The organism is Brevibacillus porteri, from assembly GCF_003013475.1.
GTDB classification, from domain to species: domain Bacteria; phylum Bacillota; class Bacilli; order Brevibacillales; family Brevibacillaceae; genus Brevibacillus; species Brevibacillus porteri.
The window spans coordinates 31,509-53,465 of record NZ_PXZO01000021.1 but is presented as its reverse complement, the minus strand read 5'-3'; the positions used below and the strand labels follow the sequence as shown (position 1 = coordinate 53,465).

General features: G+C 47.0%; 25 protein-coding genes and 1 riboswitch. Of the genes, 12 read left to right on the top strand and 13 right to left on the bottom strand.

The genetic code is table 11. The annotated features are described in order from the left end of the window. Position 1 precedes the first annotated feature (1 nt). From C7R92_RS13055 to C7R92_RS13040, 4 genes are all read right to left on the bottom strand, one after another. Entirely contained in the window at positions 2 to 1,261 is a 1,260-nt protein-coding gene (locus C7R92_RS13055) for a molybdopterin molybdotransferase MoeA (protein ID WP_106834533.1), read from the bottom strand. Between the two features lie 42 nt (positions 1,262 to 1,303). Continuing rightward, positions 1,304 to 3,652, bottom strand: a complete 2,349-nt coding sequence (locus C7R92_RS13050) for an FdhF/YdeP family oxidoreductase (RefSeq protein ID WP_106834532.1) — start codon at positions 3,650 to 3,652, stop codon at positions 1,304 to 1,306. Positions 3,653 to 3,846: 194 nt separating this feature from the next. Beyond that, on the bottom strand, positions 3,847 to 4,212 hold the full coding sequence (locus C7R92_RS13045) for a Na-translocating system protein MpsC family protein (protein WP_007722503.1): 366 nt from the start codon (positions 4,210 to 4,212) through the stop codon (positions 3,847 to 3,849). A gap of 53 nt (positions 4,213 to 4,265) precedes the next feature. Continuing rightward, positions 4,266 to 5,540 (bottom strand): L-lactate MFS transporter, encoded by a 1,275-nt coding sequence (locus C7R92_RS13040; RefSeq protein ID WP_026043355.1) that lies wholly within the window; start codon positions 5,538 to 5,540, stop codon positions 4,266 to 4,268. Between the two features lie 401 nt (positions 5,541 to 5,941). Here C7R92_RS13040 and fdhD point away from each other — a divergent pair, with 401 nt between their 5' ends. Next, entirely contained in the window at positions 5,942 to 6,739 is a 798-nt protein-coding gene (fdhD, locus tag C7R92_RS13035; RefSeq protein WP_017251989.1) for a formate dehydrogenase accessory sulfurtransferase FdhD, read from the top strand. A 31-nt stretch (positions 6,740 to 6,770) separates the two neighbouring features. Then, positions 6,771 to 7,325 carry a hypothetical protein gene (locus C7R92_RS13030; RefSeq protein ID WP_146147612.1) on the top strand — a complete coding sequence of 185 codons (555 nt, stop codon included), beginning with the start codon at positions 6,771 to 6,773 and terminating at the stop codon, positions 7,323 to 7,325. Between the two features lie 37 nt (positions 7,326 to 7,362). Here C7R92_RS13030 and C7R92_RS13025 read toward each other — a convergent pair whose 3' ends face one another. Then, the gene (locus tag C7R92_RS13025; protein ID WP_106834530.1) at positions 7,363 to 7,995 is read right to left on the bottom strand and encodes a molybdenum cofactor guanylyltransferase; all 633 of its coding nucleotides are present in this window, start codon (positions 7,993 to 7,995) and stop codon (positions 7,363 to 7,365) included. Positions 7,996 to 8,082: 87 nt separating this feature from the next. Here C7R92_RS13025 and C7R92_RS13020 point away from each other — a divergent pair, with 87 nt between their 5' ends. Then, entirely contained in the window at positions 8,083 to 8,520 is a 438-nt protein-coding gene (locus tag C7R92_RS13020; protein ID WP_069846504.1) for a Dps family protein, read from the top strand. A gap of 97 nt (positions 8,521 to 8,617) precedes the next feature. On the opposite strand, the gene C7R92_RS13015 is transcribed toward C7R92_RS13020, so the two are convergent. The 6 genes from C7R92_RS13015 to C7R92_RS12990 form a co-directional block, all read right to left on the bottom strand. Next, positions 8,618 to 9,079 carry a hypothetical protein gene (locus C7R92_RS13015; RefSeq protein WP_106834529.1) on the bottom strand — a complete coding sequence of 154 codons (462 nt, stop codon included), beginning with the start codon at positions 9,077 to 9,079 and terminating at the stop codon, positions 8,618 to 8,620. 192 nt (positions 9,080 to 9,271) lie between these two features. Continuing rightward, positions 9,272 to 9,652, bottom strand: coding sequence for a hypothetical protein (locus tag C7R92_RS13010; protein WP_106834528.1), 381 nt, complete (start codon positions 9,650 to 9,652; stop codon positions 9,272 to 9,274). A 210-nt stretch (positions 9,653 to 9,862) separates the two neighbouring features. Beyond that, the gene (locus tag C7R92_RS13005; protein ID WP_106834527.1) at positions 9,863 to 11,029 is read right to left on the bottom strand and encodes a dicarboxylate/amino acid:cation symporter; all 1,167 of its coding nucleotides are present in this window, start codon (positions 11,027 to 11,029) and stop codon (positions 9,863 to 9,865) included. A gap of 188 nt (positions 11,030 to 11,217) precedes the next feature. Further along, a complete protein-coding gene (locus C7R92_RS13000; protein ID WP_106834526.1) occupies positions 11,218 to 12,150 on the bottom strand; it encodes a cysteine peptidase family C39 domain-containing protein in 933 nt (310 codons plus the stop codon). 94 nt (positions 12,151 to 12,244) lie between these two features. Then, on the bottom strand, positions 12,245 to 13,228 hold the full coding sequence (locus C7R92_RS12995) for a homoserine kinase (RefSeq protein WP_244195738.1): 984 nt from the start codon (positions 13,226 to 13,228) through the stop codon (positions 12,245 to 12,247). 184 nt (positions 13,229 to 13,412) lie between these two features. Then, positions 13,413 to 13,607 carry a BhlA/UviB family holin-like peptide gene (locus C7R92_RS12990; RefSeq protein WP_017251979.1) on the bottom strand — a complete coding sequence of 65 codons (195 nt, stop codon included), beginning with the start codon at positions 13,605 to 13,607 and terminating at the stop codon, positions 13,413 to 13,415. Between the two features lie 180 nt (positions 13,608 to 13,787). Here C7R92_RS12990 and C7R92_RS12985 point away from each other — a divergent pair, with 180 nt between their 5' ends. The 3 genes from C7R92_RS12985 to C7R92_RS12975 all read left to right on the top strand — a co-directional run bounded on the left by C7R92_RS12985 (position 13,788) and on the right by C7R92_RS12975 (position 15,263). After that, positions 13,788 to 14,234 (top strand): helix-turn-helix domain-containing protein, encoded by a 447-nt coding sequence (locus tag C7R92_RS12985; protein WP_069846519.1) that lies wholly within the window; start codon positions 13,788 to 13,790, stop codon positions 14,232 to 14,234. Between the two features lie 72 nt (positions 14,235 to 14,306). After that, entirely contained in the window at positions 14,307 to 14,831 is a 525-nt protein-coding gene (locus C7R92_RS12980; protein ID WP_106834524.1) for an ImmA/IrrE family metallo-endopeptidase, read from the top strand. Between the two features lie 33 nt (positions 14,832 to 14,864). Further along, positions 14,865 to 15,263 carry a hypothetical protein gene (locus tag C7R92_RS12975; RefSeq protein WP_106834523.1) on the top strand — a complete coding sequence of 133 codons (399 nt, stop codon included), beginning with the start codon at positions 14,865 to 14,867 and terminating at the stop codon, positions 15,261 to 15,263. Here C7R92_RS12975 and C7R92_RS12970 read toward each other — a convergent pair. Further along, positions 15,241 to 15,993 carry an alpha/beta fold hydrolase gene (locus C7R92_RS12970; protein ID WP_017251976.1) on the bottom strand — a complete coding sequence of 251 codons (753 nt, stop codon included), beginning with the start codon at positions 15,991 to 15,993 and terminating at the stop codon, positions 15,241 to 15,243. The genes C7R92_RS12975 and C7R92_RS12970 overlap by 23 nt on opposite strands. A 107-nt stretch (positions 15,994 to 16,100) precedes the next feature. Further along, complete coding sequence (locus C7R92_RS12965) at positions 16,101 to 16,658, bottom strand: CGNR zinc finger domain-containing protein (RefSeq protein ID WP_106834522.1); 558 nt, start codon at positions 16,656 to 16,658, stop codon at positions 16,101 to 16,103. Between the two features lie 168 nt (positions 16,659 to 16,826). Here C7R92_RS12965 and C7R92_RS12960 point away from each other — a divergent pair, with 168 nt between their 5' ends. The 6 genes from C7R92_RS12960 to C7R92_RS12940 all read left to right on the top strand — a co-directional run bounded on the left by C7R92_RS12960 (position 16,827) and on the right by C7R92_RS12940 (position 21,941). Continuing rightward, positions 16,827 to 17,321, top strand: a complete 495-nt coding sequence (locus tag C7R92_RS12960) for a DinB family protein (protein WP_106834521.1) — start codon at positions 16,827 to 16,829, stop codon at positions 17,319 to 17,321. Positions 17,322 to 17,405: 84 nt separating this feature from the next. Then, positions 17,406 to 17,591: riboswitch (Lysine riboswitch) on the top strand. Between the two features lie 113 nt (positions 17,592 to 17,704). Continuing rightward, positions 17,705 to 19,153: an amino acid permease gene (locus tag C7R92_RS12955; protein ID WP_106834520.1), complete on the top strand. Its 1,449-nt coding sequence runs from the start codon at positions 17,705 to 17,707 to the stop codon at positions 19,151 to 19,153. Positions 19,154 to 19,371: 218 nt separating this feature from the next. Beyond that, a complete protein-coding gene (locus C7R92_RS12950; protein WP_106834519.1) occupies positions 19,372 to 20,229 on the top strand; it encodes a hypothetical protein in 858 nt (285 codons plus the stop codon). Positions 20,230 to 20,336: 107 nt separating this feature from the next. Beyond that, positions 20,337 to 20,528, top strand: coding sequence for a hypothetical protein (locus C7R92_RS12945; protein WP_106834518.1), 192 nt, complete (start codon positions 20,337 to 20,339; stop codon positions 20,526 to 20,528). After that, complete coding sequence (locus tag C7R92_RS32325; RefSeq protein ID WP_167403206.1) at positions 20,521 to 20,667, top strand: hypothetical protein; 147 nt, start codon at positions 20,521 to 20,523, stop codon at positions 20,665 to 20,667. The genes C7R92_RS12945 and C7R92_RS32325 overlap by 8 nt, the downstream gene beginning before the upstream one ends. A gap of 218 nt (positions 20,668 to 20,885) precedes the next feature. After that, on the top strand, positions 20,886 to 21,941 hold the full coding sequence (locus C7R92_RS12940; RefSeq protein WP_106834517.1) for a TolC family protein: 1,056 nt from the start codon (positions 20,886 to 20,888) through the stop codon (positions 21,939 to 21,941). Positions 21,942 to 21,957: the final 16 nt, after the last annotated feature.

Sequence of the window (21,957 nt, the reverse complement as noted above, 5' to 3'; positions counted from 1 at the left end):
GCTATCCCTCTCTTCTCCAGGTTGGGGCGGTATGCGTGAGAACATCAACCAGCTCTCCTGCTTTTTGCCCGCTTCCCCCGGCTGGTATGATCATAAAGCATTCGCTGTCCTTCAACGTCCCCAGATTCCCTGCCTTTTCATTAAAATCAGGGATCGCGTGCAAAACCCCGTCTTTTTCAAGGAGCTTCCCTCGCAGGTAACGCGGGTATGGACAAGGCTTCGTATAATCGACGCCAAGTCTCGCCTTAATCACCTGTTGCACTACATGGGCTTCTCCCGAGATGCGCCGAATCGCTGTTCGCGCAAATAACTCAAATCCGAGAAAACAGGCACCCGGATTACCTGATAGGGCAATAAAAGGCTTGCCTTCCATGATCATCGCTGTTGTCGGACTTCCCGGACGTATCGCGATCCGGTTGAACAGAAGCTCCACCTCAGGCTCATCCACTAATGCCGCGATCACATCAAAATCCCCAACGGACACACCGCCGCTTGAAATGACCAGATCCACGCCCTGCAAGCATTCATTGATTTTCGTCTTTGCCACCGACAAATCGTCCGGCAGCCTTGAAAACGAAACAGGGATGCCCCCTGCCTCGGCAATCAAGGCAGTCAGCATCACCGTATTACTGTTGCGAATTTTGCCTGGAGCAAGCGGCTGATCAATCTCCAGCAGCTCGCTTCCAGTCGAAATCAGACCGACACGCGGCTTGCAGAACACCTCAACCTGCGAATAGCCAAACGTAGCCAAACTGGCGAGAGTACCTGCGTTAATCCGCTCGCCCGCCTTGGCAATGATCGTTCCTGCGGCCATCTCTTCACCGCGACGCGATACATTTTCCCCAGGCTTCATCTCACGCTTGAGCCGTACAGTATCCGCCTCTTCGGCTGGGTTGTACGTTTGCTCAAACATGATGACCGCATCCGCACCCGCAGGCATCATCGCTCCTGTCATGATCCGCGTAGCGTAGCCCTTTTTCAATTCTCTAGTAGGTACTTGCCCGGCCGCAACCGTCTCTAGCACTGTTAGCGTAATCGGGTGGTCAACGGAGGCCCCAACCGTATCCGCAGCTCTCACGGCAAACCCATCCAGCGGCGATCGGTCAAAGTGCGGCAAATCATATGTTGCACATAGATCAGAGGCCAGTATCCGCCCGTATGCCTCCTCGATCTGCACTTGTTCCGTTCTCCCTGTCAGCAATTTTGCCAACAGCTTGCTCATCGCTTCTTCAACCGAGAGTGTTTGTCGCGAAAAACGCATGGCTTGTTCCTCCTAATCTTGACCACCCATTGCTACAGCTCGTCAGCCGACGTTTACTTCCAAATCTTCTACTTCTCTCTCCACGTATTTCAAATCTTTGTTGGCGTGGAAAGTGTCCGCTTTTTCAACCTTCACGGCTGTATTGTATTCGGGAATACCTGCGTATGTCTCGTATACACCCTTCGGAATGAGTACGTTCCCTTCCGGCCAGTGTACTTGAATGTTTCCGCGTCTGGTGTCCTCGAATTTGGCCCGTCCTTGGAACGTTCCATATTTATTGTAAACGACGATATTTTCGCCTTCTGCAATGCGCAGTTCTTTTGCATCCTCTGCATTGATCAGGATATCATAACGGTCCGCATTGTTGAACGGGTCTTTCTTGCTATAGACCATCGAGTTGAACTGCTTGCCCCGACGAGTCGTTACATAGAAGTGGCCTTCTGGCTTGTTCAAATCCGGAATCTCAATCGGGATCAGATTCGCACGTCCGTCTGGTGTCGGGCATACGCCATCTTCACACAACCATGCGCCACCCCATTGGAAGACATCTCCACGGTTTTTCAAATGCTGGATGCCGTCGTAGTTCGGATTCGCTAGGGCGATCTCTGCGCGAATTTCAGCCGCATTGGAGAAGTGCATCAGATGCTTTTTCTCTGGATTTACCCGTGCCGCCAAGTCTACGTAAATCTCCCATTCCGAACGGGCTTCTTCAATACGTGGCCCTTCGACTTCTGCACTGAAATAGACCATACGCTCTGTACTAGTCGAAGTTCCGCCACCCGGCTGCTCGTAACGAGTCATTGCCGGCAGAACGATCACTTCTTCCTTCGCGTCCACCAACGTAGATGTATTGAAAATGATGTCCTGATGTACACGTAGCTCTACGCTTTCCAAGCATTTTTCCATGAAGTCCGGATCTGGCATCGTCTCCAGGAAGTTACCACCGCTCGTGTAGAACAGTCTGGTCTTGCGCTCGTGTCCATCTGGCAACACTGCATTTTCCAAAGTAATACCCACGATATCCCCTTGCCATTTCGGGATCGGGAAGTTCCAGATCTTTTCAATGCGGTCCCACGATTTTTCTTCGAAGTCGCCGCCAGGCAAGCTGAATGGATCGGCCCCCATTTCACCGGAGCCTTGTACGCCGGAGTGACCGCGAATCGGCATGAGACCTGTGTGCTTACGACCGAAGAATCCACGCAGGATAGCCAGATTGGCTACTTGAGAAATATTGTCCGTACCGAATTTGTGCTGAGTCAGTCCCATACTCCATACGAATACGCCATTTTTGGAGTTGGCGAGCAGTTGCGCGAATTCTTTGATACGCTCACGGCTGAGACCGGAGGATTGAATGATTTTGTCCCAAGATTCATTCATCACATGCTTGCGCAGCTCTTCGATTCCGTTCGCGTGCTCCTTGATGAATTCATGATTGATCGCAGAACCTGGTTTGGCTTCCTCCATCTCGAACCAAATCTTCATCACGCCGTTCATGAATGCAATGTCGCCGCCAATGTTCACTTGGTAGAAATCGTCTGCAATCTTCGTTCCAAACAAAGCACTATCCGGTACAGATGGAATCCAGTACTTCTCCATCGCTGGCTCTCTGTACGGGTTGATCAGGATGATTTTCGTTCCTGCTTTTTTCGCAGCATACATGTATTTCGTCGATACAGGCTGGTTGTTACCTGGTACAGAGCCCCAGAATACGAGCACATCGGTACCGATCCAATCCTGATAGTTACAGCTCGATGCACCAATTCCAACCGAACGCTTTAGTGCTGTCTTACTCGGCGAGTGACAAATACGTGATGCGTTGTCGATGTTGTTGGTTCCGAGGAAACGAGCCATTTTAGCTGCCGTGTAGTATACCTCGTTGGTAATCCCACGAGCGGTCAAGAAAAAGGCCAGCTGTTTCGGGCTGATGTTTTTAATTTTTGTGGCGATGCGGTTTAACGCTTCATCCCAGCTAATGCGGGTGAACTTGTTTTCGCCTGGCTTTCTTGAAAGTGGATATGGAATTCTTCCCAGCTTGCGCAATTCTTCGCTAGATAGCTTGCGCAGCGCATTCACGTCTTCAAACCATTTGGCATCCATGGCAGACATAGTATTGAGACGCAGTACATTCAGTCGCGTGGTGCACAAATGAGGACCAGTCAACGTCTGATCGTAGAGACCGGATACGCCGAGAGCACAACCATCACATACCCCTTGTGTCAAAATACGATACGCATAGCCCAAATTATCGCGATTGTCATAGGCCACCTTCATCGTATCGCGAATGTGATGCGGCTTGATTTTTCCGAGTCCCATCGGCATCAGTGAAGCCCATAAGGAAGGCTTCCACGAAGTATCCAGCTTAATTGGTCCTCCATGCTTGGTCTTGCCCATTTCTTTTGTCTCCCCTCTAATAAACTCCATTGAAACGAAAAAACCACCATGAAACCGTCCCTTGTCCTATAGGAAAAGAGCGTGTTCACGGTGGTTGTCTACGGCAGGTTCGCTACCTAGTCTCAACTTCGTGTTTGCTTTCGCGAATTCCGTTACGTCTAAGCCGGTGAACAGGAACGCTGCTTCGTTTAGACTTACGGTTCGTTTTTCATTCTTTTTTCGATGTCTTGATCAAAAACAAAGATCGACATTCCAAAATCCCGTTCAATGTCAATATCGACGAAAAGATCAACGAGTTTTGCTCCAAGAAACGCTTCCATGTCAACTGGCTGGTGTTTCCGATAGATCTCTTTGACCATTTCGGTTCGGGCAGCTCGTAATGTCTGCTTTCCGTCTTCCGAAGTGGCGATGAACTTTTCCACCGGAGAAAGGTTGCCTTCCATCTCGCAGATCGCCCAGTTCTTGCAGAACGTGGTGCTGATCTTGCTAGGTCCCTTTCCCATATGGCGCTTTCGGAAAGCCCTGACCAAATTACTGAATTCTGCTTCGAACTTATTCATCGAGGAAAATCACCTTTACTTCAAATCATTCTCTACTTAAACTTTACCATTGATTAACTAGCCAATTCAACAGACTTTTCTCTTTGTTTGGCTTCTTCCTTCAGTTTTTTGATATCCAGACGGACTATTAGCGAGATCACCAGAGCGACAACGAACATTCCCGCGAAAACACTCATGGTTCCTGTATAGCTTTCTGTCGTCTTGCGAACCCATGCTGCAAAGATCGGTCCTGCCAAGCCGGCAGCAGCCCATGCCGTCAGAATATAGCCGTGAATCGCGCCCAATTGCTTTGTTCCAAACAAGTCACCAATGTATGCCGGAATGGATGCAAAGCCACCACCGTAACAGGTCATAATGATAAACATCGCAACCATGAACAGGATTGGATTGGTCAAATTCGGCAACAGGAAGAACAATACCATTTGGATGGCAAAGAAAGCTGTGTACGTATTTGGTCGTCCAATGAAATCAGACAGAGACGCCCAGCCGATGCGTCCACCACCGTTGAACAAACCGTTTAGCCCTACCATCAGAGCTGCTGTTCCGACAGACATGCCCACCATTTCTTGCGCCATCGGCGATGCTACCGAAATAACCGCGATTCCACATGTCACATTGATGAACAACATCAGCCACAGCCAGTAAAAACGGCGTGTCTTGATCGCTTCATTGGCAGTCAATTGACACAAATCTTTTTTGATTTGCTTGCTGCCAGCTCTTCCCTCAGCGGAAAATCCAGCCGGTACCCAGCCTTTTGGAGGTGGAGCCAAATATTGAGCCGAAGCCAACATTACAACGAAATAAATAATGCCCAAAATATAAAAGGTGTTCGCGATACCTACATTTGCAATCAAAGCGTTCATAATCGGACTGGCAATCATGGAAGCAAAGCCGAAGCCCATAATCGCAAGACCTGTTGCTAAACCACGGCGATCCGGAAACCATTTGACCAACGTCGATACTGGCGTAATATAGCCTACCCCAAGTCCGATACCACCCAGCACTCCATAACATAAGTACAACAGAGGCAAGCTGCTTAATTGAATCGCCAAGCCAGCCCCTACAGTTCCTACTCCAAAAAAGATAGATGCGAGAATGCCAGCTTTGCGCGGGCCGTGCTTTTCTACATAATGACCGAGAAAGGCAGCAGACAGCCCCAAGAACAAGATCGCAATACTAAACGTAAATTGAACGTCTGGCAAGTCCCAGCCGAACTGCTCGGTAATTGGCTTGGTGAATACACTCCATGCGTATACCGATCCAATCGAGATGTGGATGCCTACCGCAGCCAACGCGATGAGCCAGCGGTTTTTCACTTTTTGTTCCAAATCATTCATCTCCTTCGCAATGGTCTTTCGCATGCTGTGGATCCATCAGCAGCCTTCTCGAAAAAAAGAAAAACTGCTGATTTCACCGACTCACCCAGGTCTCCACAAATGGAAACGAGGGCTACGATGAAACACAGCAGTTAATCATCAGCAGGAACGCTACATCAGCATCAACAAGCATTGTGTTCACTATGTAATTCTCTGCAAGGCTACAAAATAATCGGTGGCAGGGTCGCTGCTCCGTGTCAATCTGTCCTTACGCTATGCATACATGGAAAGACGAAAATTTTATGACACTTTTCATCTCACATAGTATACTACCATGTAAGCGTTCACTCGACAATATTTTCCTCACAAAATAGCCATAAAAACTTCATATTTTCGACAAAAAGGAGGCCCGTATGTCCGAACTAACCATCACCACCCGATTGCCTGTGTTGAAAATTTCGGCTGACCAACATGGCTGGGAAGACGACGAAATCGTTACCGAGTACCCCCTCACCATTTTCCTCAATGATGAGGAATTCGCTACAATCGTATGTACTCCGGCCGACCTGGAAGAAATGGTCATCGGTTTTCTCGCAGCCGAGGGCGTTATCAAGAGCTACTCGGAAATCAAACAGCTTACGATTAATGAGGCCCAAGGGTTTGCTTACGTTGATTTGCATAAAGAAACAATTTTGTCGCAGAGCTTTTACTCCAAACGCAGAATTACTTCCTGCTGCGGAAAAAGCAGACAATCCTTTTACTTTTTTAGCGATGCGCGCACAGCAAAGCCCGTTGAAAGCACAACAACTGTCACCCCTGCTCAGTGCATGCGCCTGATGAAAGAATTGCAAGCGTCGTCTGAGATCCACCGCCAAACAGGTGGCGTCCACAATGCAGCTCTCTGTACACCGGATGAAGTTTTGCTTCAGTTCTCCGACATCGGACGTCACAATGCTCTCGACAAAATCTATGGGAAATGCTTGCGAGATGACATTTCGACCACGGACAAAATTCTTGTCTTCAGTGGACGCATCTCGTCTGAGGTGCTGCTCAAGGCTGCCAAGATTGGTGCTGGCATCATATTGTCCAAGTCCGCTCCAACTGATCTCGCCCTACAATTGGCAGATGAGCTGAAGCTCACCGCTGTCGGATTTATCCGCAATGACAAAATGAACGTGTATACACAAGCCCAGAGAATCCTCCTACCTTAAAGGAGGAATCAATCAAAAGCGGGACAAGCTGTTGGTAATCTCAAAGCCCGAGTTATCTCTCGGGCTTTTGTTCTTTGTACGTGGGAATTTTTTATTTGCAGCAGCAATGTTTCTTTTTGTGATGCTTGCAATGGTTGTCGTCATCATCTTCGTCTTCGTCGTCGTCCTCTTCTTCATCTTCATCATCGATTCCATACTTCTTGCAACAGTGATGGTCATGTTTTTCAAAGCATTTGCAATCATGGCATTTGCAATCATGGCATTTGCAGCAACAGCAGTGATCGTGGCAATGTTCATGCTTTTTGCAGCAGCAATGCGGCTCATCGTGTTTTTTGTAGTAGCAGTGAAGCTCGTAGTAATCGTCATGTTTCTTGCAACTACAGTGGTGGTCGTGATGCTTATCGTGTTTTTTGCAGCAGCAGTGGTGGTCGTGATGCTTGTCGTGTTTTTTGCCGCAACAGTGGTGGTCGTGGTGTTTGCCTTGTTTTTTGCACTTTCTTATCATTGCGATTCCCTCCTTTCATTAGCAATCACTACTATTTATACGGTTTGTCCAGAGAAACGCTTGTATGATAGCCCTCTATGAAAAGCCTCTTTTTTCCAAACAAAAAACAGGACATACCTCAAGCATGTCCTGTCTTTCTGCGTTCTTCTTCAATTTTGGCCTGTTCGTACTCTTCAGGCGTGTTGACATTAAAAACAGCCCAAGGGTCCAACCATTCATCAGGCAAGGGCACCACGCGCAGTTCATCTAAAGTCCGCATCAGTTTTCGCTGTCCATACAACAGCGCCTGCTCCCAATTAGTCTGTGTTCTCCGATGGTACACTGCACATAATGGGTGGATTCGTCCCTCTGATTGGGCGACAATCACATCCCAATCGTTTCTCTCCCTCGCAAATTCAATAAGTTTGGCGATTTGCCCACGATCCATAAAAGGTAGGTCACAGGACAATACCAGCAAAGCATCCTCGGAACTTACGCGAAAGGCAGTAACCAGTCCACTGACAGGGCCACAGGATGGTACCAGATCAGGTGTAATTGTGACAGGCTGTTCATCAATTTGTTCCTTTTGTGTCACTTGAGTGTCCGAAAAATCGTTCGCTACAATGAAACAAGACAAACCAACCGCCTGTACTTCCTTTACCAGCTCTGTTAAAAAGGTTCCGTCCCTCCACGGTAATTTTTGCTTGGGCGAGCCCATTCTGCTGCTTTTTCCGCCCGCTAAAATAACCGCACCGATACGCAGCTGCTGCATAAATTTCCTCCTGGGTGTTGACAATAATCCTTATTAGTTTATAATAAGTTTAAATAAATAATCATTTTAAACAAGGAGAGATTCTCGATGGAAAATACACTCTACAGCGTTCTAAATAAACAAGTAGCGAACTGGACAGTCCTCTATACGAAACTACACAATTTTCACTGGAATGTAAAAGGACCTCACTTCTTTACGCTCCACTCAAAATTTGAGGAATTGTACAACGAAGCAGCAGCGAATCTTGATTCCCTCGCTGAACGTGTCCTCTCCATCGGTGGAAAACCTGTAGCGACTTTGGCTGCATGTCTGAACACAGCGAGCATCACCGAAGCAGAAGGAAGCGAAACAGCTGAGCAAATGGTAGAAACGATCGCAAGAGACTTCTCCATTCTCGTAGACGAGCTGAAGCTGGCTATGGAAACGGCAGACCAAGCTGACGATGAAGCGACAGCCGATATGCTGCTGGGAATCCGCAGTGGCCTGGAAAAACACATTTGGATGCTCAAGTCCTTCTTGCAATAAGCAAGTAAATCAATAGACACCAAAAGGCGATTGTGCATAGACACATCGCCTTTTTTGGGTTTTGCCTCCCGTGAAACTGCTTATCCACCCTGGTTGCCTAAAGTGAAAATATCAGTTTCCGCCCGTCCTTTTCTACTTTTACTTGGGGTAGATACTTTAATGACTTCTGTACACCAATGTAGGGACTCGCAAACTCTACCTGGTGCCGTGCTTTCAACACGGAACAGAGATCAGCCAATGACATCGGAGACATCGCTTCCTGTAACAGGTTTTCGATGTGCTTTGCAACTTCCAAATAATCGTGACGGATGTGCGCCTTTCTCACCTTCATTCGCTTCATCAGATCATCGGAAAATTCCTCTGTCGGCATAGCTGTATCTTCTGAGCTTTCATCGTCTCCGATCCCGGCTTCGTTATCCAACTCACGAATGCGGCTCAAAAGCTGCTTGATGTCAGCTCCCAACTGCTTGTCCTGATCGACATACTGTCGACGCAGTGCCATACGCTGTTCTAGCATGGCCTGCAATGTCATTTGTAACGCTTTCCGTTCGTTAAACATTGCGTTATGTATTCCCCTTTTCGCAAAAAGTAGAATGATGGAATTATACCCAATGATAATATAATTCTCACTAGTTGAAAATGGGAATTTGAAGCACCCAATCATAGCCACAGGTTACAAAATAAAAAGATAGCTTTTTACCAAGCCATAATCTGCTTTCGTAAAAAGCTATCTGTATTTTTTCAAGAATATTTACAGATTGTTCAATGAGAGAGTGTAATCAGACTTTCCAAAAGAAATGAGTTTTATGTAGTATGTTTCACCAGCAACAACTTCAAATTCTGCTTCACCGGAACTCTCTGCAAGGCTGGTAGTTTTGTCTGAAGCCAATACAACGTATGGAGCTACTGATTGGTTCTTATTGGTAAGGTTCGTTCTCATTTTTCCGGTTTGGTTTGCTACAAAAACAAAAATATCTACATCGTTGTTATCTGCTTTCCCTGAGATAGAGGAGTTAACCTCTAAAGTATCCGCCGTTGCAATAGTATCGTTTGGTTCTGTTTCCGTATTCGCAGCAAATGCGGAAGAGGATAGTGCAAATACTAGTGTCAATGCGAGTAAGATTTTTTTCACAATGAGTGCCTCCTATATTATGGGATAATTGGAATATACCATTTTATTCAAAAATTGTAAAAACATAATGTTTTTTGCCTTTATTTGTTGTTTTGTGTAATTTCTCGCAAAAACTTTGTCGAGTTATAGCATAAGCACTCAGAATCCTACAAAAAAAGACCTATCCAAAAATGGACAGGTCTTTTTCCCCTACTTCTTTCTATTACATCATCAAGCTACTTTCTCTTCACTCAATCGATCTGTAATCACAGCAATCGCTCCATCACCCGTTACGTTACAAGCGGTACCAAAGCTATCTTGCGCAATGTACAAAGCAATCATCAACGAAGTCAACGTGGTAGTAAATCCGAGCATAGACTCCATCAATCCCAGTGCCGCCATGACTGCTCCGCCCGGCACACCTGGTGCGGCAATCATCGTTACACCAAGCATCAAAATGAATGGAAACATCACGTCGAATGATGTCGTCATTCCGTTTAGCATCATGACTGCCATGGAACAGCTGACAAGCGTAATCGTGCTTCCAGAAAGATGGATCGTCGCACAGAGTGGAACAACGAAATCCGCGATCTTTTCGCTCACACCGTTTTTCTTGGTCTGGTTCAGTGTCACAGGAATGGTGGCCGCAGAGGATTGTGTTCCAATCGCTGTGAAGTAAGCGGGAAGCATATTTTTCATCAGCGTGAATGGGTTTTTGCGCCCCATCTGGCCCGCTACCAAGTACTGCACGAACAGATAGAATAGATGCAAGGCAATAATCATAACGAAAACTTTAACGAACACGGACAAAATCATCGTGACTTGTCCACCATAGGTCAGGTTGGAAAATACAGACAGGATATGGAATGGAAGCAACGGGATAATGACGGAAGCAATGAGCTTCTCTACGATATCTCTCAAGTCTACCATCACATTTTGCAGGGCGTTCCCTTTGATGACAGTCGCCCCTAGACCAAGGGTGAAGGCGAGCAGTAATGCTGTCATCACACCTACAATCGGCGGCATGTCCACCGTAAAGAACGGCTTCACCAGTGCTTTCTCTGGGTTGGCATACTGATTCGCCAGTCCACCTACCTCAAGAATGTGTGGAAAAATACTCGTACTGACCAAATAAGCAAGCGCTCCTGCAAGGATCGTAGATAAGTAAGCCACCCCTGTGGTTACCCCAAGCAAGCGCCCTGCCCCTTTGCCCAGCTCACCGATGCCTGGCGCGATAAATCCAATGATAATCAACGGAATCGCAAATCCGAGGAAATTTCCAAATAGGCCACTAAATGTAGCCAATCCTTTCACAACCCAAATCGGCGAAATGGAGCCAATCCCGATCCCAAGGACAATGGCGATCAGGATTTTGGGTAGTAAACCTAGCTGTTTCATGAATTGAACCCCCGTTACGTGTTGGCAAAAATGTCCGTGTGGAATGGATTGTGTCTCTTTTGCATGGACTAATGAATAACAAGGTAACACATCCGGGATGAGATTGTCATGAATCATAAAAAAGTAATAATATTTAAATTAAAGAAAAACCCCCAATGAGCGTTGCTTACTCACTTGGGGGAACGATATTATTTGGCGCAAATCACTTGGCGAAATTCTTCTTCAATATGTGCCAGCATGCGCATGGCATCCGCGAGTTCTTTCTCCTTCTTTTCTACGGTCAGTGTGTGACAACGTCCGAATTGCTTCGCTTGCTTCTCTTTGATCGCCGCCAGCTCCGGCTCATGTTTCGAGAAAAATATAGCGAAATCCATCGCTCGCCTCGCCCCTAGCTGGAAAGCAAAATAGGATAAGTGGCCCATTTCCGCTGGCGAAAGTCCACCTTCCTCTTCCATCCGCTTCACTACACGCAAGATTGCTTCCTTTCCGTATAGGATCGAAGGGTTTGGTTCCGCCGCTGCGCTTTCCTGATAGATTCCTTGGTATAAACGAAGCGCATTTGCAACCAGCTCCTCCTCTGTCGGATTGCCTACACGCTTTGGTGCTGTCCAATAATGGTAGGAAAAGAGGCCATCAAAGATTTTCTCAGCCTTCCACGCCAGGACAAACTGAGACAACGGCAGGCTGACAAAAGGAAAACCTGCGGGATCATGAACGTAGATCGCTTGATCATCCATCTGGTACGCAAGAACAAAATGATCAGCGCCACCCAAGTACTGAGCATTTGGGTTATAAGTCAGGTAGCCCATATCAAGCGGTCCGAGTAACACGGGCCCCTTTTCCAAATCGCGCCGTAATTCCGCCAACGGTGGCTCGCCCTCCGCATCTCCTGACTTTTCCGTCCAACGAAAACCAAGCAGTTCTAGCGCATGACTGACACCACGGTCAGGAATCACTTGTCCGAAATAAATGACCTTCTGCTCCTCATACCAGATGGCTCCAACTCCTACGCCGGAGAGTACCTCGAGTACGGCAGGCGATACCTTCTCCCCAATTGTCTCCAAAAGCATTGATGATGAATTTGCGTAGCAGTAGTGGCCACTTCCGATGTACGGTAACATGCGTTTCTCCCTCTTTCTCGTCAATGTATGGCTTACCTATCATTGACTTCGGGTCGCATGTTTTTCTGACAACGCTTTGCAAAACATTTCTCGTTCACGCGAAATATTTGCTGAAAAATTCTATCTTCTCCCTCACGAAAGCATCATCTGATTCGCTGCTACCCATGATATGAGGATCATGCATGCAAAGCCCCATTAGCCACAATTGGCGAATACCTGTCATGAGAGACACCGCAGCCTGATCGTTTTCAGATAGGGGACGAACCTCGGTATATCCTTTTAGGAAAGCACGCCATAGCAATTCCACCAGTTCGTCATCTTCTTCGATCAATATTCGGCTCAGCTTGAAAGCAGCCAGATCATACGCACGCCAACCATATCCGCACAGGTCGAAATCAAAGTGGGTATAGGTGTTGTCCTCGCAAAAATTCGTATTAAAATTCCCTTGAAGGTCTCCGTGGCAAATCCCCCAGTCAAGTCCCGCACGGATATGCTCGTTCAGCTTGGATTCCAGCTCAATCGCCAGCTTTTGGAGAATTTGAAAATCTTCCTTCCGATGCTGCAGACGTGGCTCGATGATGGCTAACGGGCGATGAATCAACGTCTTGACGTCCCACACCTCGCGAGCTTGTTGGGTGGATAAACCTTCTGCTTTGACATGCAACTCAGCAACGGCTCTGCCAAACCGTGCGCTCAGTTCCTCGCTATCGATCTCCTGCTCCTTGCCACAGGCATAAGTGAACAGCGCACCAAAGCGATTCCCCTCTGCTGCTTGCAGTCTCAAGACATGATTTCCTGAGCCGGCCGCAATTGGCACAGAAACAGATACTCCTTGTCTGTTCAAATGGAGCAACAGCTCCATCTCGAAAGCGACTGCTGCTTCCTCTGTTCGCCAATCGCTGCGATACAGCCTGAATATTCGTTTTTGATCGATCGTCTCCACGAGGTACGTATCGTTCATGCCTCGAAGCATGTAGTGAACCGATTGTATTTGTTCAGTTGGATATGCTTCCTGAAGTACTTTTTGTAATGCTTTTTCACAGATGGTTGAGTAGACGACGGGTAGATGCATAGTCATGCTGCTCCTTTTTGCTAAGTATTGGTCATTTATTAGGAGAGACGTGTGGATGTGGAAAAGGACACAGCAAGTAAAAAAGGACCTTGAATGGCTAAAGGCCGATCAAGGTCTGGTACAGGCTGCAACGATTTGTCCCCTTTGCTGAATAAGCTCTTCAAGGAATCGGGCAACATAAGTAAAAGGGTTATTTCTTTACTTTTCCCTTGATCTCGCGCAATTCCTCGAGGATCAGATCATATTTGTCGCTGTATTTGTCCAGCAAGTCTTGTAAACGCCCCTCGCGCTCGCGATTTGCTTTCATAATATAAAACAACAACCAGACAAACAAAGCAGCAAATGGCCCTTGCTGAAGTAATACGGTTGTTACTTGATCTTCCATGTTTGATCTCCCCTTTTGTCGCTGTACAGAACGAGTGTTCCTGCATCGTCCTTATCTGTATTTTGTACAAAAGGCTTGTACATAATTCGTTGAAAACAAAATTAATATCCATACTTTTCTTTTTCTCTCTCTTTTAGTACAATAAATTTGTACATCCTCACAGGAAGGACTGGCTCGCTCATGCTATCTCAGCGCTTACGCACAGCTCGTAAGACAAAAGGTCTGACCCAGGAAGAGTTGGCAGAGCATGTCTGCACGACCAAGGGGACGATCAGTAACTACGAGAACAACCACAGCACACCACCGAATGACATGCTGCGGCAATTGGCTGATGTGCTGGACGTCACGACCGATTGGTTGTTGGGTCGCACAGATGAAGTCACGGCCTATATTCTCCCAACAACAGAGCAGACAAATCAACGTTCGTTGGACGAGCTCTTGCAGGAAAAGATCGATGACCCGGACGACTACTATTTCCTAGACGGGTATCTGGACGCTTCAGAAGAGGAGAAAAAAGAAATTCGCCGCTACTGGTACGACTTGAAGAAACAGTGGAAAGTCAGTAAAGTACGCGAAGAAAGACCTCCGTCTTTGTTTGACATCACGGAAGACATCAAAAAAAAATAACCCCTGTGCGGGGTTTTCTTTTCAACGAAAAGTAGAACGTACGTTCCTCATCATTCATTTAGGAGGTTCTTGATGCTTCACTCCCTTTTGAAAGAAATCTGCGAACCGCAAACATGGCTCGAGAGTCGCGTGTACTTGCTGCTTCAGCATCACGGCATCGATTCGCCCGAACAAATCGATCTGCAACTGCTGTGTGAGACGTACGGCATCGAGATCCATCGTATTTGCGGCAGGAGTCGTGCACACGCGCATCCTTTTTTGCCGGGACGTTATGTCATTGCGGTGGACGAGCGACTCGATCTGGCAACCCAACGGGTTAAAATCGCGCATGAACTCGGCCATTTGCTCCTTCATGAAGGCATTCAGCCCCAGAGCAGCGAATGGATGATTGACTGGCAAGAATCGCAGGCGAATCATTTTGCCGAGCATTTGCTGCTTCCCATTTACATGATGAGCCCCTTGCTTGCTGATTGTTCTCGATACAACGCTCCAGCTATGTTGGCTCAGCGCTTTCAGGTACCGATGCCTCTTGCCCGTGCCCGTTTTGAGCGCATACTGAGCCGTATGTATGCCAAAGGCTTTCCCGTCTATGGGTAAATTACGACGCTATTATGTAGGAGGCGAAACCTGATGAAACGAGTCTTTATTGCCGGAGATGCATACACGACTCATTTTTTTGATCTCGCCTTGGACCAAGACGAGGAGCTGTCGCTGTTACCCTCCTTGCAGGTAGCCAGCTATCACGTGGCCCGCTTTGCTCTCATCATGCGAGATGACGGCCTTCGGGGTCTCGGTATTTTTCCCGGAGACGCCCTCTTGATCTCAGACTTTTCGATGGAACCTGTAAAAGACAGACCTGTATTGATCCGACAGGAGGGGCAGTTCCTTGTGCGTATCGCAGCAGACGTCAATCCATTGGAATGTCTGTTTACAACCACACGCGAGCAAGACACCCCCTTGCTACTCCCCTCGGAAAACATTCGCATTACAGGTGTTGTATCCGGTATTATTCCACGTTCATCATCGTAACCTCATTAAGCAGCCAATCCTTGATCGCTGCCACCGTTTGCTGCCACTGCTCCTGCGGAGTAATGGCAGCGGGCTGGTCGCCTTCCTGAGATCCATAGCTTCCGAACTGGGAGTGGTTCCCCCCTTCTATGGACATGTACACGGTACGCTCCGGCAAGTATTGCTTGCTCTCCTCAAACTTTTCTATATGGATCACACCGTCGCGAGATCCGAGTAAAGACAGCACAGGCAAATTCACCTTCTTCAAGTTCCCCTGACTGTTCGGATACGCTCCCAGCAAAAATACTCCACTGATTCGGTCCGGATGGTTTGCTGCGAATTGAGCTGCCATAGTACCACCGAGCGAATGTCCTCCGATGACAAACGTTTTATTCGGGTACGCCTTTAATACTTGTGTGGCTCTCGTCATATCACTTACAGCCAAATTCAGCGGCATTCGTGCGAGAAAAACATGGTAGCCGTAGCCTGCCAAAGCACGGGCAATCGGTGCATAGCTCTCCGGTTTGACCAGTGCTCCTGGATATAAGATGAGTCCCGGCTCGCGTGACTCTCCGCCTTGGAAAATAATCCAGTCATTCGTATCCATGACCGTAATCCCTTCACCACCTTGCATGGCCGTTAATGCTGCCTGATCGGGTTGATAGGGCTGCAAATACCATATCGCCAGACAAATCGCTCCAAGTGTCACCAATACGAGTGCCTGAAACCATTTTTTGCGTGCTTGACTCATCCTACCCACCTCGTTTCCGTTCCCATGTATAGTTCTATATATTATGTCTCAAACCTAGAAAAAAACCGTCAGAGACAAAATCCCGACGGTCGTTGGTAATGGCTCCATCAGCCTTTTTCCTTCTGTCGCTCCCGAAAACGGCGCACCTTCATCAGGTTTCCGCACATTTTGTCATCACACCAGCGGCGCACCCGATTGCGGCTTTCATCATAAAACACCCAGCGGCAATCCTCGTTGTCACATATTTTGATTCGCTCCAGATGCTGCGGGGCAAGCAGCTCCGCGAAAGAAGCCGCAATTTGTGCCATGACGAGGGGCCAGCCCTCTGTTGAGCTGGATTGCTTTTGCCCGTAGACGCCCTCCTCATCTACATACAACACCTGTATATGAAAAGGGGCTTGAGCCAAAACTCTGTTCAATTCCGCAAGGTCGTCCTCTTGGATTCGGTCTCCACGGACAACAGCTTCCAGCATACATCTCAAACGTTCGCGCAGCCGCAAAAGGGAAGCGGCACACTCCTCATTTATCGGAAGCGGAGCGGTTAGCTTGTATGTTTGTAAAAAGGATGACAGCCATTCCTGGTTCTCCAAACGATTTTCCGCACGACCAGAACCACGCCAATCCCGCCAATCACTATTTAAAAAATCGATACAAAACCAGTCCATGTTATTATCTCTCCTGACGAAACCCTACATTTTTCTCTCTTGTATGACTATACAGAATATGGTAATATCTTTTTGTAACTACCGTAATTAAATTAACTGGTTACACTTTCATTTCTTACTGCTATTATAGCGTTTCATCAATCTGTTTCACAGACGAGGAGGAAGCGTATGAATCGGAAGGACTTGCTTTTGCATGGATGGGAATGTACGTATGACAAGGAAGACTGGTATCCACCCTTAAAAGAAGCGCTTTCCGGAGTATCAGCAGCCGAGGCCAGCTGGCGCCCTGTAGGAGAAGCAGCCAACACGATCTGGGAAAACGTCAGCCACCTTCTTTATTACAAAGAACGCCTGTTGCATCGTCTATTGGGCACTGAATTTCCTGGCTCGGCTGAGACGAACGATGATACCTTCATCCCGTCCGGCGGTCCGGATGACGAAGACGCTTGGCAAGCTACCCTCTTGCGCACGGAAAGCGTCCATCGCCACATTCATGAAAAGCTTTCCTTGCTGACGGATGAGGATTTAAACCAGACGGCTACTTATACGCCCATTTACCAAACCGTGATGAGTCTGGTCCTGCATGATGCGTTTCATACGGGACAAATTGTCCAAATTCGCAAGTTACAAGGCTCTTGGCCTGCCAGACGCTCATTTGAATAACAAAATTTCACATTGATTAATCATAAACAATCCTTTATAGTTGATAAATCACATAATTTCATACATGTTATCCTCATCTTTCACGGTGAGGATAGAGGTCGCGGCTTTTATATCATCCTGTACGAGATTCAGAGAAAATCAATGACTCCAGGTAAGGAAAATCCGCCGAAGCTCATATCGCGTCTCTGTGCGATTGGGTTGGGGCTGTACTCGAAAGGGGCAGAACTGTCACGTTTGCATGCCAAGCAAGCGTGGTGAGCTATCTTCAGTGAAGGCTTGGTGGGGATTGGATGATACCGCCCTATGCCATTTTTTTGGCTATGGCGGTTTTTTCGTTTCCGACCTTCCTTCTCAAAAATCAAGAAAGGTCGTGCAAGTAGCTTATGTCACAAAATCAATTGCAACGTGGTTTAAAAGCCCGACACCTGACGATGATCGCCATTGGCGGCTCGATTGGGACGGGATTGTTTCTCGCGAGCGGAGGCTCGATTCATTCCGCCGGACCTGGTGGAGCTTTAGTTGCCTATCTCGCCATTAGTATCATGGTTTACTTTTTAATGACCAGCTTGGGGGAAATGGCGGCCTTCATGCCTGTTTCTGGTTCGTTTTCGACGTATGCCACACGGTTCGTCGATCCATCTCTCGGCTTTGCTCTCGGCTGGAACTACTGGTACAACTGGGCCATTACCATTGCCGTCGAGCTGTCAGCTTCCGCACTCATTATGAAATATTGGTTCCCGGATACCCCAGCGATATTGTGGAGCGCTTTGTTCCTCGGATTGCTGTTTGCCTTGAATCTCCTGTCTGTGAAAGCCTATGGAGAATCTGAATATTGGTTCGCCTTGATTAAAGTAGTAACGGTAATCGTCTTTATTATTGTTGGTGTGTTGATGATTTTTGGCATTATGGGCGGCCAAGCAGTCGGCCTCCAAAACTTCACCAAAGGCGACGCGCCATTCAATGGCGGCTTCATGGCCCTGCTCGGTGTCTTTATGATTGCCGGATTCTCTTTCCAAGGGACAGAGCTGGTTGGTGTCGCAGCTGGGGAGAGCGAAGACCCTGCCCGCAACATTCCGAAGGCCATCCGTCAAATTTTTTGGCGCATCCTGCTCTTCTACATCCTCGCTATTATGATCATCGGGTTGTTGGTTCCATACGATAATCCAAATCTGATCAGTGGCGACATTACGGATATTGCGATCAGTCCGTTTACGATTGTTTTTGAAAATGCCGGATTTGCTTTTGCAGCATCCGTCATGAATGCCGTTATTCTTACGTCTGTATTGTCTGCTGGAAACTCTGGCATGTACGCCTCTACACGCATGCTGTGGAACTTGGCGAAAGAAGGAAACGCACCAAAATGGTTCGCAAAAGTAACAAGTAACGGCGTACCGATCAATGCCTTGATCTTGACTGCGCTCATCGGCGCCCTTGCTTTTCTGTCCTCTCTGTTTGGGGAAGGCGAAGTGTACGTCTGGCTTCTGAATGCTTCCGGTATGTCAGGCTTCATCGCTTGGCTGGGCATTGCCATTAGTCACTACCGTTTCCGTAAAGCGTTTATCGCTCAGGGTCGTGACTTAAGCGAATTGCCTTATCGGGCAAAGTGGTTCCCGTTTGGACCGATTTTAGCCTTCATCATTTGCTGTATCGTTATTATTGGGCAAAACTACTCCGCATTCATGGGTGGAACGGTTGACTGGTATGGCATCCTGGTCTCTTACATTGGCCTGCCACTCTTCTTAATCGTTTGGCTCGCTTATAAAATTACCAAAAAGACCGAGCTCGTCCCTCTTGAACAAGTAGACTTCAGCATGGATGAGCACACGAAATAATCGAAGAAATAAGTACGGACTTCCGTTATCTAAACGGGAGTCCTTTTTCATGTTTGTTGGCATATTAAAAACTGCCCAAAAATTGCCGATAGTATAGACAAGAAGCCATTGAGATCCGTTTCCTTCCGTTCTCACAACTCATACCAGTCATCTGATATAAGGTAACCAGATCTCCTGCCATCACGACTGAACATGAATCCATGTGAGGAGAGTAGAACATGCACATCCAATCGAATACCCGCTACCTAACCCCCCAGCTTTCAACTAACCAACTTGCACCCAAAATGGTGACAGGAACTCGTCTAGGATTGCCCGAGCACGATACAGTAGACCTTCGTTCTCACAAGGCACGCGAGCTCCCTGCTGGTGTCATCGAGCATCACAGTGTCCAATTTTTCTTTAACACAGAGATTAATGAGCGTTTGGATAAAATTTTTGCAGATAAACCACCCGAGGCTCGCAAAGCCTTTGACCACATCCTGGAGCAAAACTTTTTCAACTCCCCATCCACCTACACCGATGAAGAAAGAGCTGCTTTGGTAGAAGTCGGTCTAACCCAAGGCAAATATTTGGCAGACCAATACATGGCTGATGAAAATGCTGCTGAATTTTTGGATACCCTCCATTTGCTCGCTGGCGTTGCCAAAACACGAAAGCTTGACCCTGCAACCGGCAGTGTCAGCTACGTAGAGCTTCCGCAAAAACCACATGGGGCGCCGAGCGACTATGTTAACCCGTCCAAGCTGATGGAGCGGTATGACCCGGAAGCCTACAAAAAAATGCATGCGGCTACCAATCAAACAGAGAAAGTAAGCATGCTGATTCAATTCGTCAAAAAGCTGCAACATCGACCAGACTGGATCTCTCAATACCGGAACGAACAAGCTACGCTTCTTTCCGATTTAAAAAATACGAAAATCACTAACCGCTTTGAGAATGTAAATACAAAGGACGCCACTGAATTTGTTCGTCAAATGAATACGCTCGCTGAAAATGCTTCCTTTTCTACCTTCACACCATTGCTTCAAACGAATCTTGCCTCTTTTATGAAGATCTTGACCAAGAAAACAAGTTAACTACACAAAGATGATGGTCACAGCCTCCTCCCGAACTTCCCTGGGACTGGGGCTCTTTTTTTTGGTGTAGTTGATGGACATACTAACCCGTAAAGGAGGGGACGAACATGTATGACAATCGCGAAAACGACCTGCCTGATTTCAAACAACTGGATGACAGACTGATCGCTCAGCCTCCTACTAGCCCCATAATCGCAATCCGTACCAATCTAGACAAGGAACCAAATGACGTCGACAATCCGTATGTGCAGCAAGACTCTACACCCACTGGACAAAATAAGGGGGAAGCAAATGACTGATCGCAGCTCAAAGGAAAAACCGGACATGGGTTATAACGGAAGCAATATGCATGGTTATTCTCTTACAGCCAAGGAAGGGACATTGGACCAAACTGACAAGGCGGCTGCGGAAAACAAAGAAAACAGGGACAAAGAATAGTTCTTTTCCCGTCACGATGAACAAATCCCCTTTGGGGAAACAGGCAGATGCTCACTTTGCCTGTTTCCAGAAGGGGATACCTTTTGGATTTCTGACCAAGAACATGGCGAAAGAACATTTTCTTATTGACGAAACTCTATTGGAAATATATACTTTTCATGGATTTGATAATGAGAATCGTTATCAGATTCTTGTATATATGATCAGGAGGTTGCCCCATGAAATCCAGGCTCTTCAAACACATTTACAGCACAACATTAGTCACTTCTCTCCTCACAGGTGGCGCCCATATGGCTCTGGCCGCACCACTCGTGGCCACTGCTGAACAGACGGATGTTTCCCCTTTGTCGCTAGATTTCGCAGTCGAACAGGCAATAAAGAACAGCGTTGATCTGGAGGTGCTTCGGCTTGACTTAGATATTACAAAGTACGAAACATCCATCACATTGAGAGAAAAAGCAGAAATCAAAAAAGCCGACATCATGTCGCTAGCTGATGCAAAAAAGAAATTCGAAGACGCTGCCAAAGCGGTCAAAGAGGTGGTTGTCGATGAAGTCGCCCTGAATACGCAAAAAAACACCATTCAATTGCAGGTGCAAAAAGCATTCTTCGAAGCCCAATCACTAGACGCCAAAATCAAAGCACAAAAGAAAAGCTTGCAAAGACAGTACTGGTTGGACTCCCAAGAAACAGAAGCTCACAAAAATCTTGCTGCCCTTGAAACCAGCTACAAGCAAGCATTGGCCAAACTCAACGATTTATTGAATGAAAAAGCAGATAGACAATGGAAAATCATCGCTACTGATCTGACCCAACACGAGTTGCTTTCCTTAGAGCAATTGCAAGCAAAAGCTTATGAAAATCGTCCTGAAATGATCAAAGCACAAGCAGAAATAGACTTTGCCCAAGTAAGAATTGATTACACAGCAGAGTATTCCGCACTCAGCACACATAAAGGTACAATCGCAAAAAATGAGCACAAAAAAGCGGAACTGCAAAAACAAAAAACACAAAAGAAAATCGGTCAAGAAGTAAGTGACAACTATACGAAGGTACTGACAGCGAAAAAGGCATTAGAGGAAAGTACAACAAAGAAAGAAACCGCATTGGAGCGCTATCAGGCAACAATCGATCAATATAGATTAGGAAAAGCATCGATGAAAGAACTGATGGAAGACGAAGCAAACCTGTTTGACTCCGAAGCAAAAGCAATCGAATCGGTTTATCAATACAATCTCGCTGCTACCACCTTGAATCAGTCGACTGGTTATTAATATTTCGTATCACGAA

Excerpts from the sequence above, each read along its gene's own strand:
- C7R92_RS13050 (WP_106834532.1), bottom strand. The coding sequence starts at position 3,652 with ATGGGCAAGACCAAGCATGGAGGACCAATTAAGCTGGATACTTCGTGG.
- C7R92_RS13055 (WP_106834533.1), bottom strand. The coding sequence starts at position 1,261 with ATGCGTTTTTCGCGACAAACACTCTCGGTTGAAGAAGCGATGAGCAAG.
- C7R92_RS13000 (WP_106834526.1), bottom strand. The coding sequence starts at position 12,150 with ATGTTACCGTACATCGGAAGTGGCCACTACTGCTACGCAAATTCATCA.
- C7R92_RS12970 (WP_017251976.1), bottom strand. The coding sequence starts at position 15,993 with ATGAGTCAAGCACGCAAAAAATGGTTTCAGGCACTCGTATTGGTGACA.
- C7R92_RS12945 (WP_106834518.1), top strand. The coding sequence starts at position 20,337 with ATGTATGACAATCGCGAAAACGACCTGCCTGATTTCAAACAACTGGAT.
- C7R92_RS12990 (WP_017251979.1), bottom strand. The coding sequence starts at position 13,607 with ATGGAAGATCAAGTAACAACCGTATTACTTCAGCAAGGGCCATTTGCT.
- C7R92_RS12940 (WP_106834517.1), top strand. The coding sequence starts at position 20,886 with ATGAAATCCAGGCTCTTCAAACACATTTACAGCACAACATTAGTCACT.
- C7R92_RS12960 (WP_106834521.1), top strand. The coding sequence starts at position 16,827 with ATGAATCGGAAGGACTTGCTTTTGCATGGATGGGAATGTACGTATGAC.
- C7R92_RS12950 (WP_106834519.1), top strand. The coding sequence starts at position 19,372 with ATGCACATCCAATCGAATACCCGCTACCTAACCCCCCAGCTTTCAACT.
- fdhD (WP_017251989.1), top strand. The coding sequence starts at position 5,942 with ATGTCCGAACTAACCATCACCACCCGATTGCCTGTGTTGAAAATTTCG.
- C7R92_RS13025 (WP_106834530.1), bottom strand. The coding sequence starts at position 7,995 with ATGCAGCAGCTGCGTATCGGTGCGGTTATTTTAGCGGGCGGAAAAAGC.
- C7R92_RS13015 (WP_106834529.1), bottom strand. The coding sequence starts at position 9,079 with ATGTTTAACGAACGGAAAGCGTTACAAATGACATTGCAGGCCATGCTA.
- C7R92_RS32325 (WP_167403206.1), top strand. The coding sequence starts at position 20,521 with ATGACTGATCGCAGCTCAAAGGAAAAACCGGACATGGGTTATAACGGA.
- C7R92_RS12955 (WP_106834520.1), top strand. The coding sequence starts at position 17,705 with ATGTCACAAAATCAATTGCAACGTGGTTTAAAAGCCCGACACCTGACG.
- C7R92_RS13020 (WP_069846504.1), top strand. The coding sequence starts at position 8,083 with ATGGAAAATACACTCTACAGCGTTCTAAATAAACAAGTAGCGAACTGG.
- C7R92_RS12965 (WP_106834522.1), bottom strand. The coding sequence starts at position 16,658 with ATGGACTGGTTTTGTATCGATTTTTTAAATAGTGATTGGCGGGATTGG.
- C7R92_RS13045 (WP_007722503.1), bottom strand. The coding sequence starts at position 4,212 with ATGAATAAGTTCGAAGCAGAATTCAGTAATTTGGTCAGGGCTTTCCGA.
- C7R92_RS12980 (WP_106834524.1), top strand. The coding sequence starts at position 14,307 with ATGCTTCACTCCCTTTTGAAAGAAATCTGCGAACCGCAAACATGGCTC.
- C7R92_RS12995 (WP_244195738.1), bottom strand. The coding sequence starts at position 13,228 with ATGACTATGCATCTACCCGTCGTCTACTCAACCATCTGTGAAAAAGCA.
- C7R92_RS12975 (WP_106834523.1), top strand. The coding sequence starts at position 14,865 with ATGAAACGAGTCTTTATTGCCGGAGATGCATACACGACTCATTTTTTT.
- C7R92_RS13005 (WP_106834527.1), bottom strand. The coding sequence starts at position 11,029 with ATGAAACAGCTAGGTTTACTACCCAAAATCCTGATCGCCATTGTCCTT.
- C7R92_RS12985 (WP_069846519.1), top strand. The coding sequence starts at position 13,788 with ATGCTATCTCAGCGCTTACGCACAGCTCGTAAGACAAAAGGTCTGACC.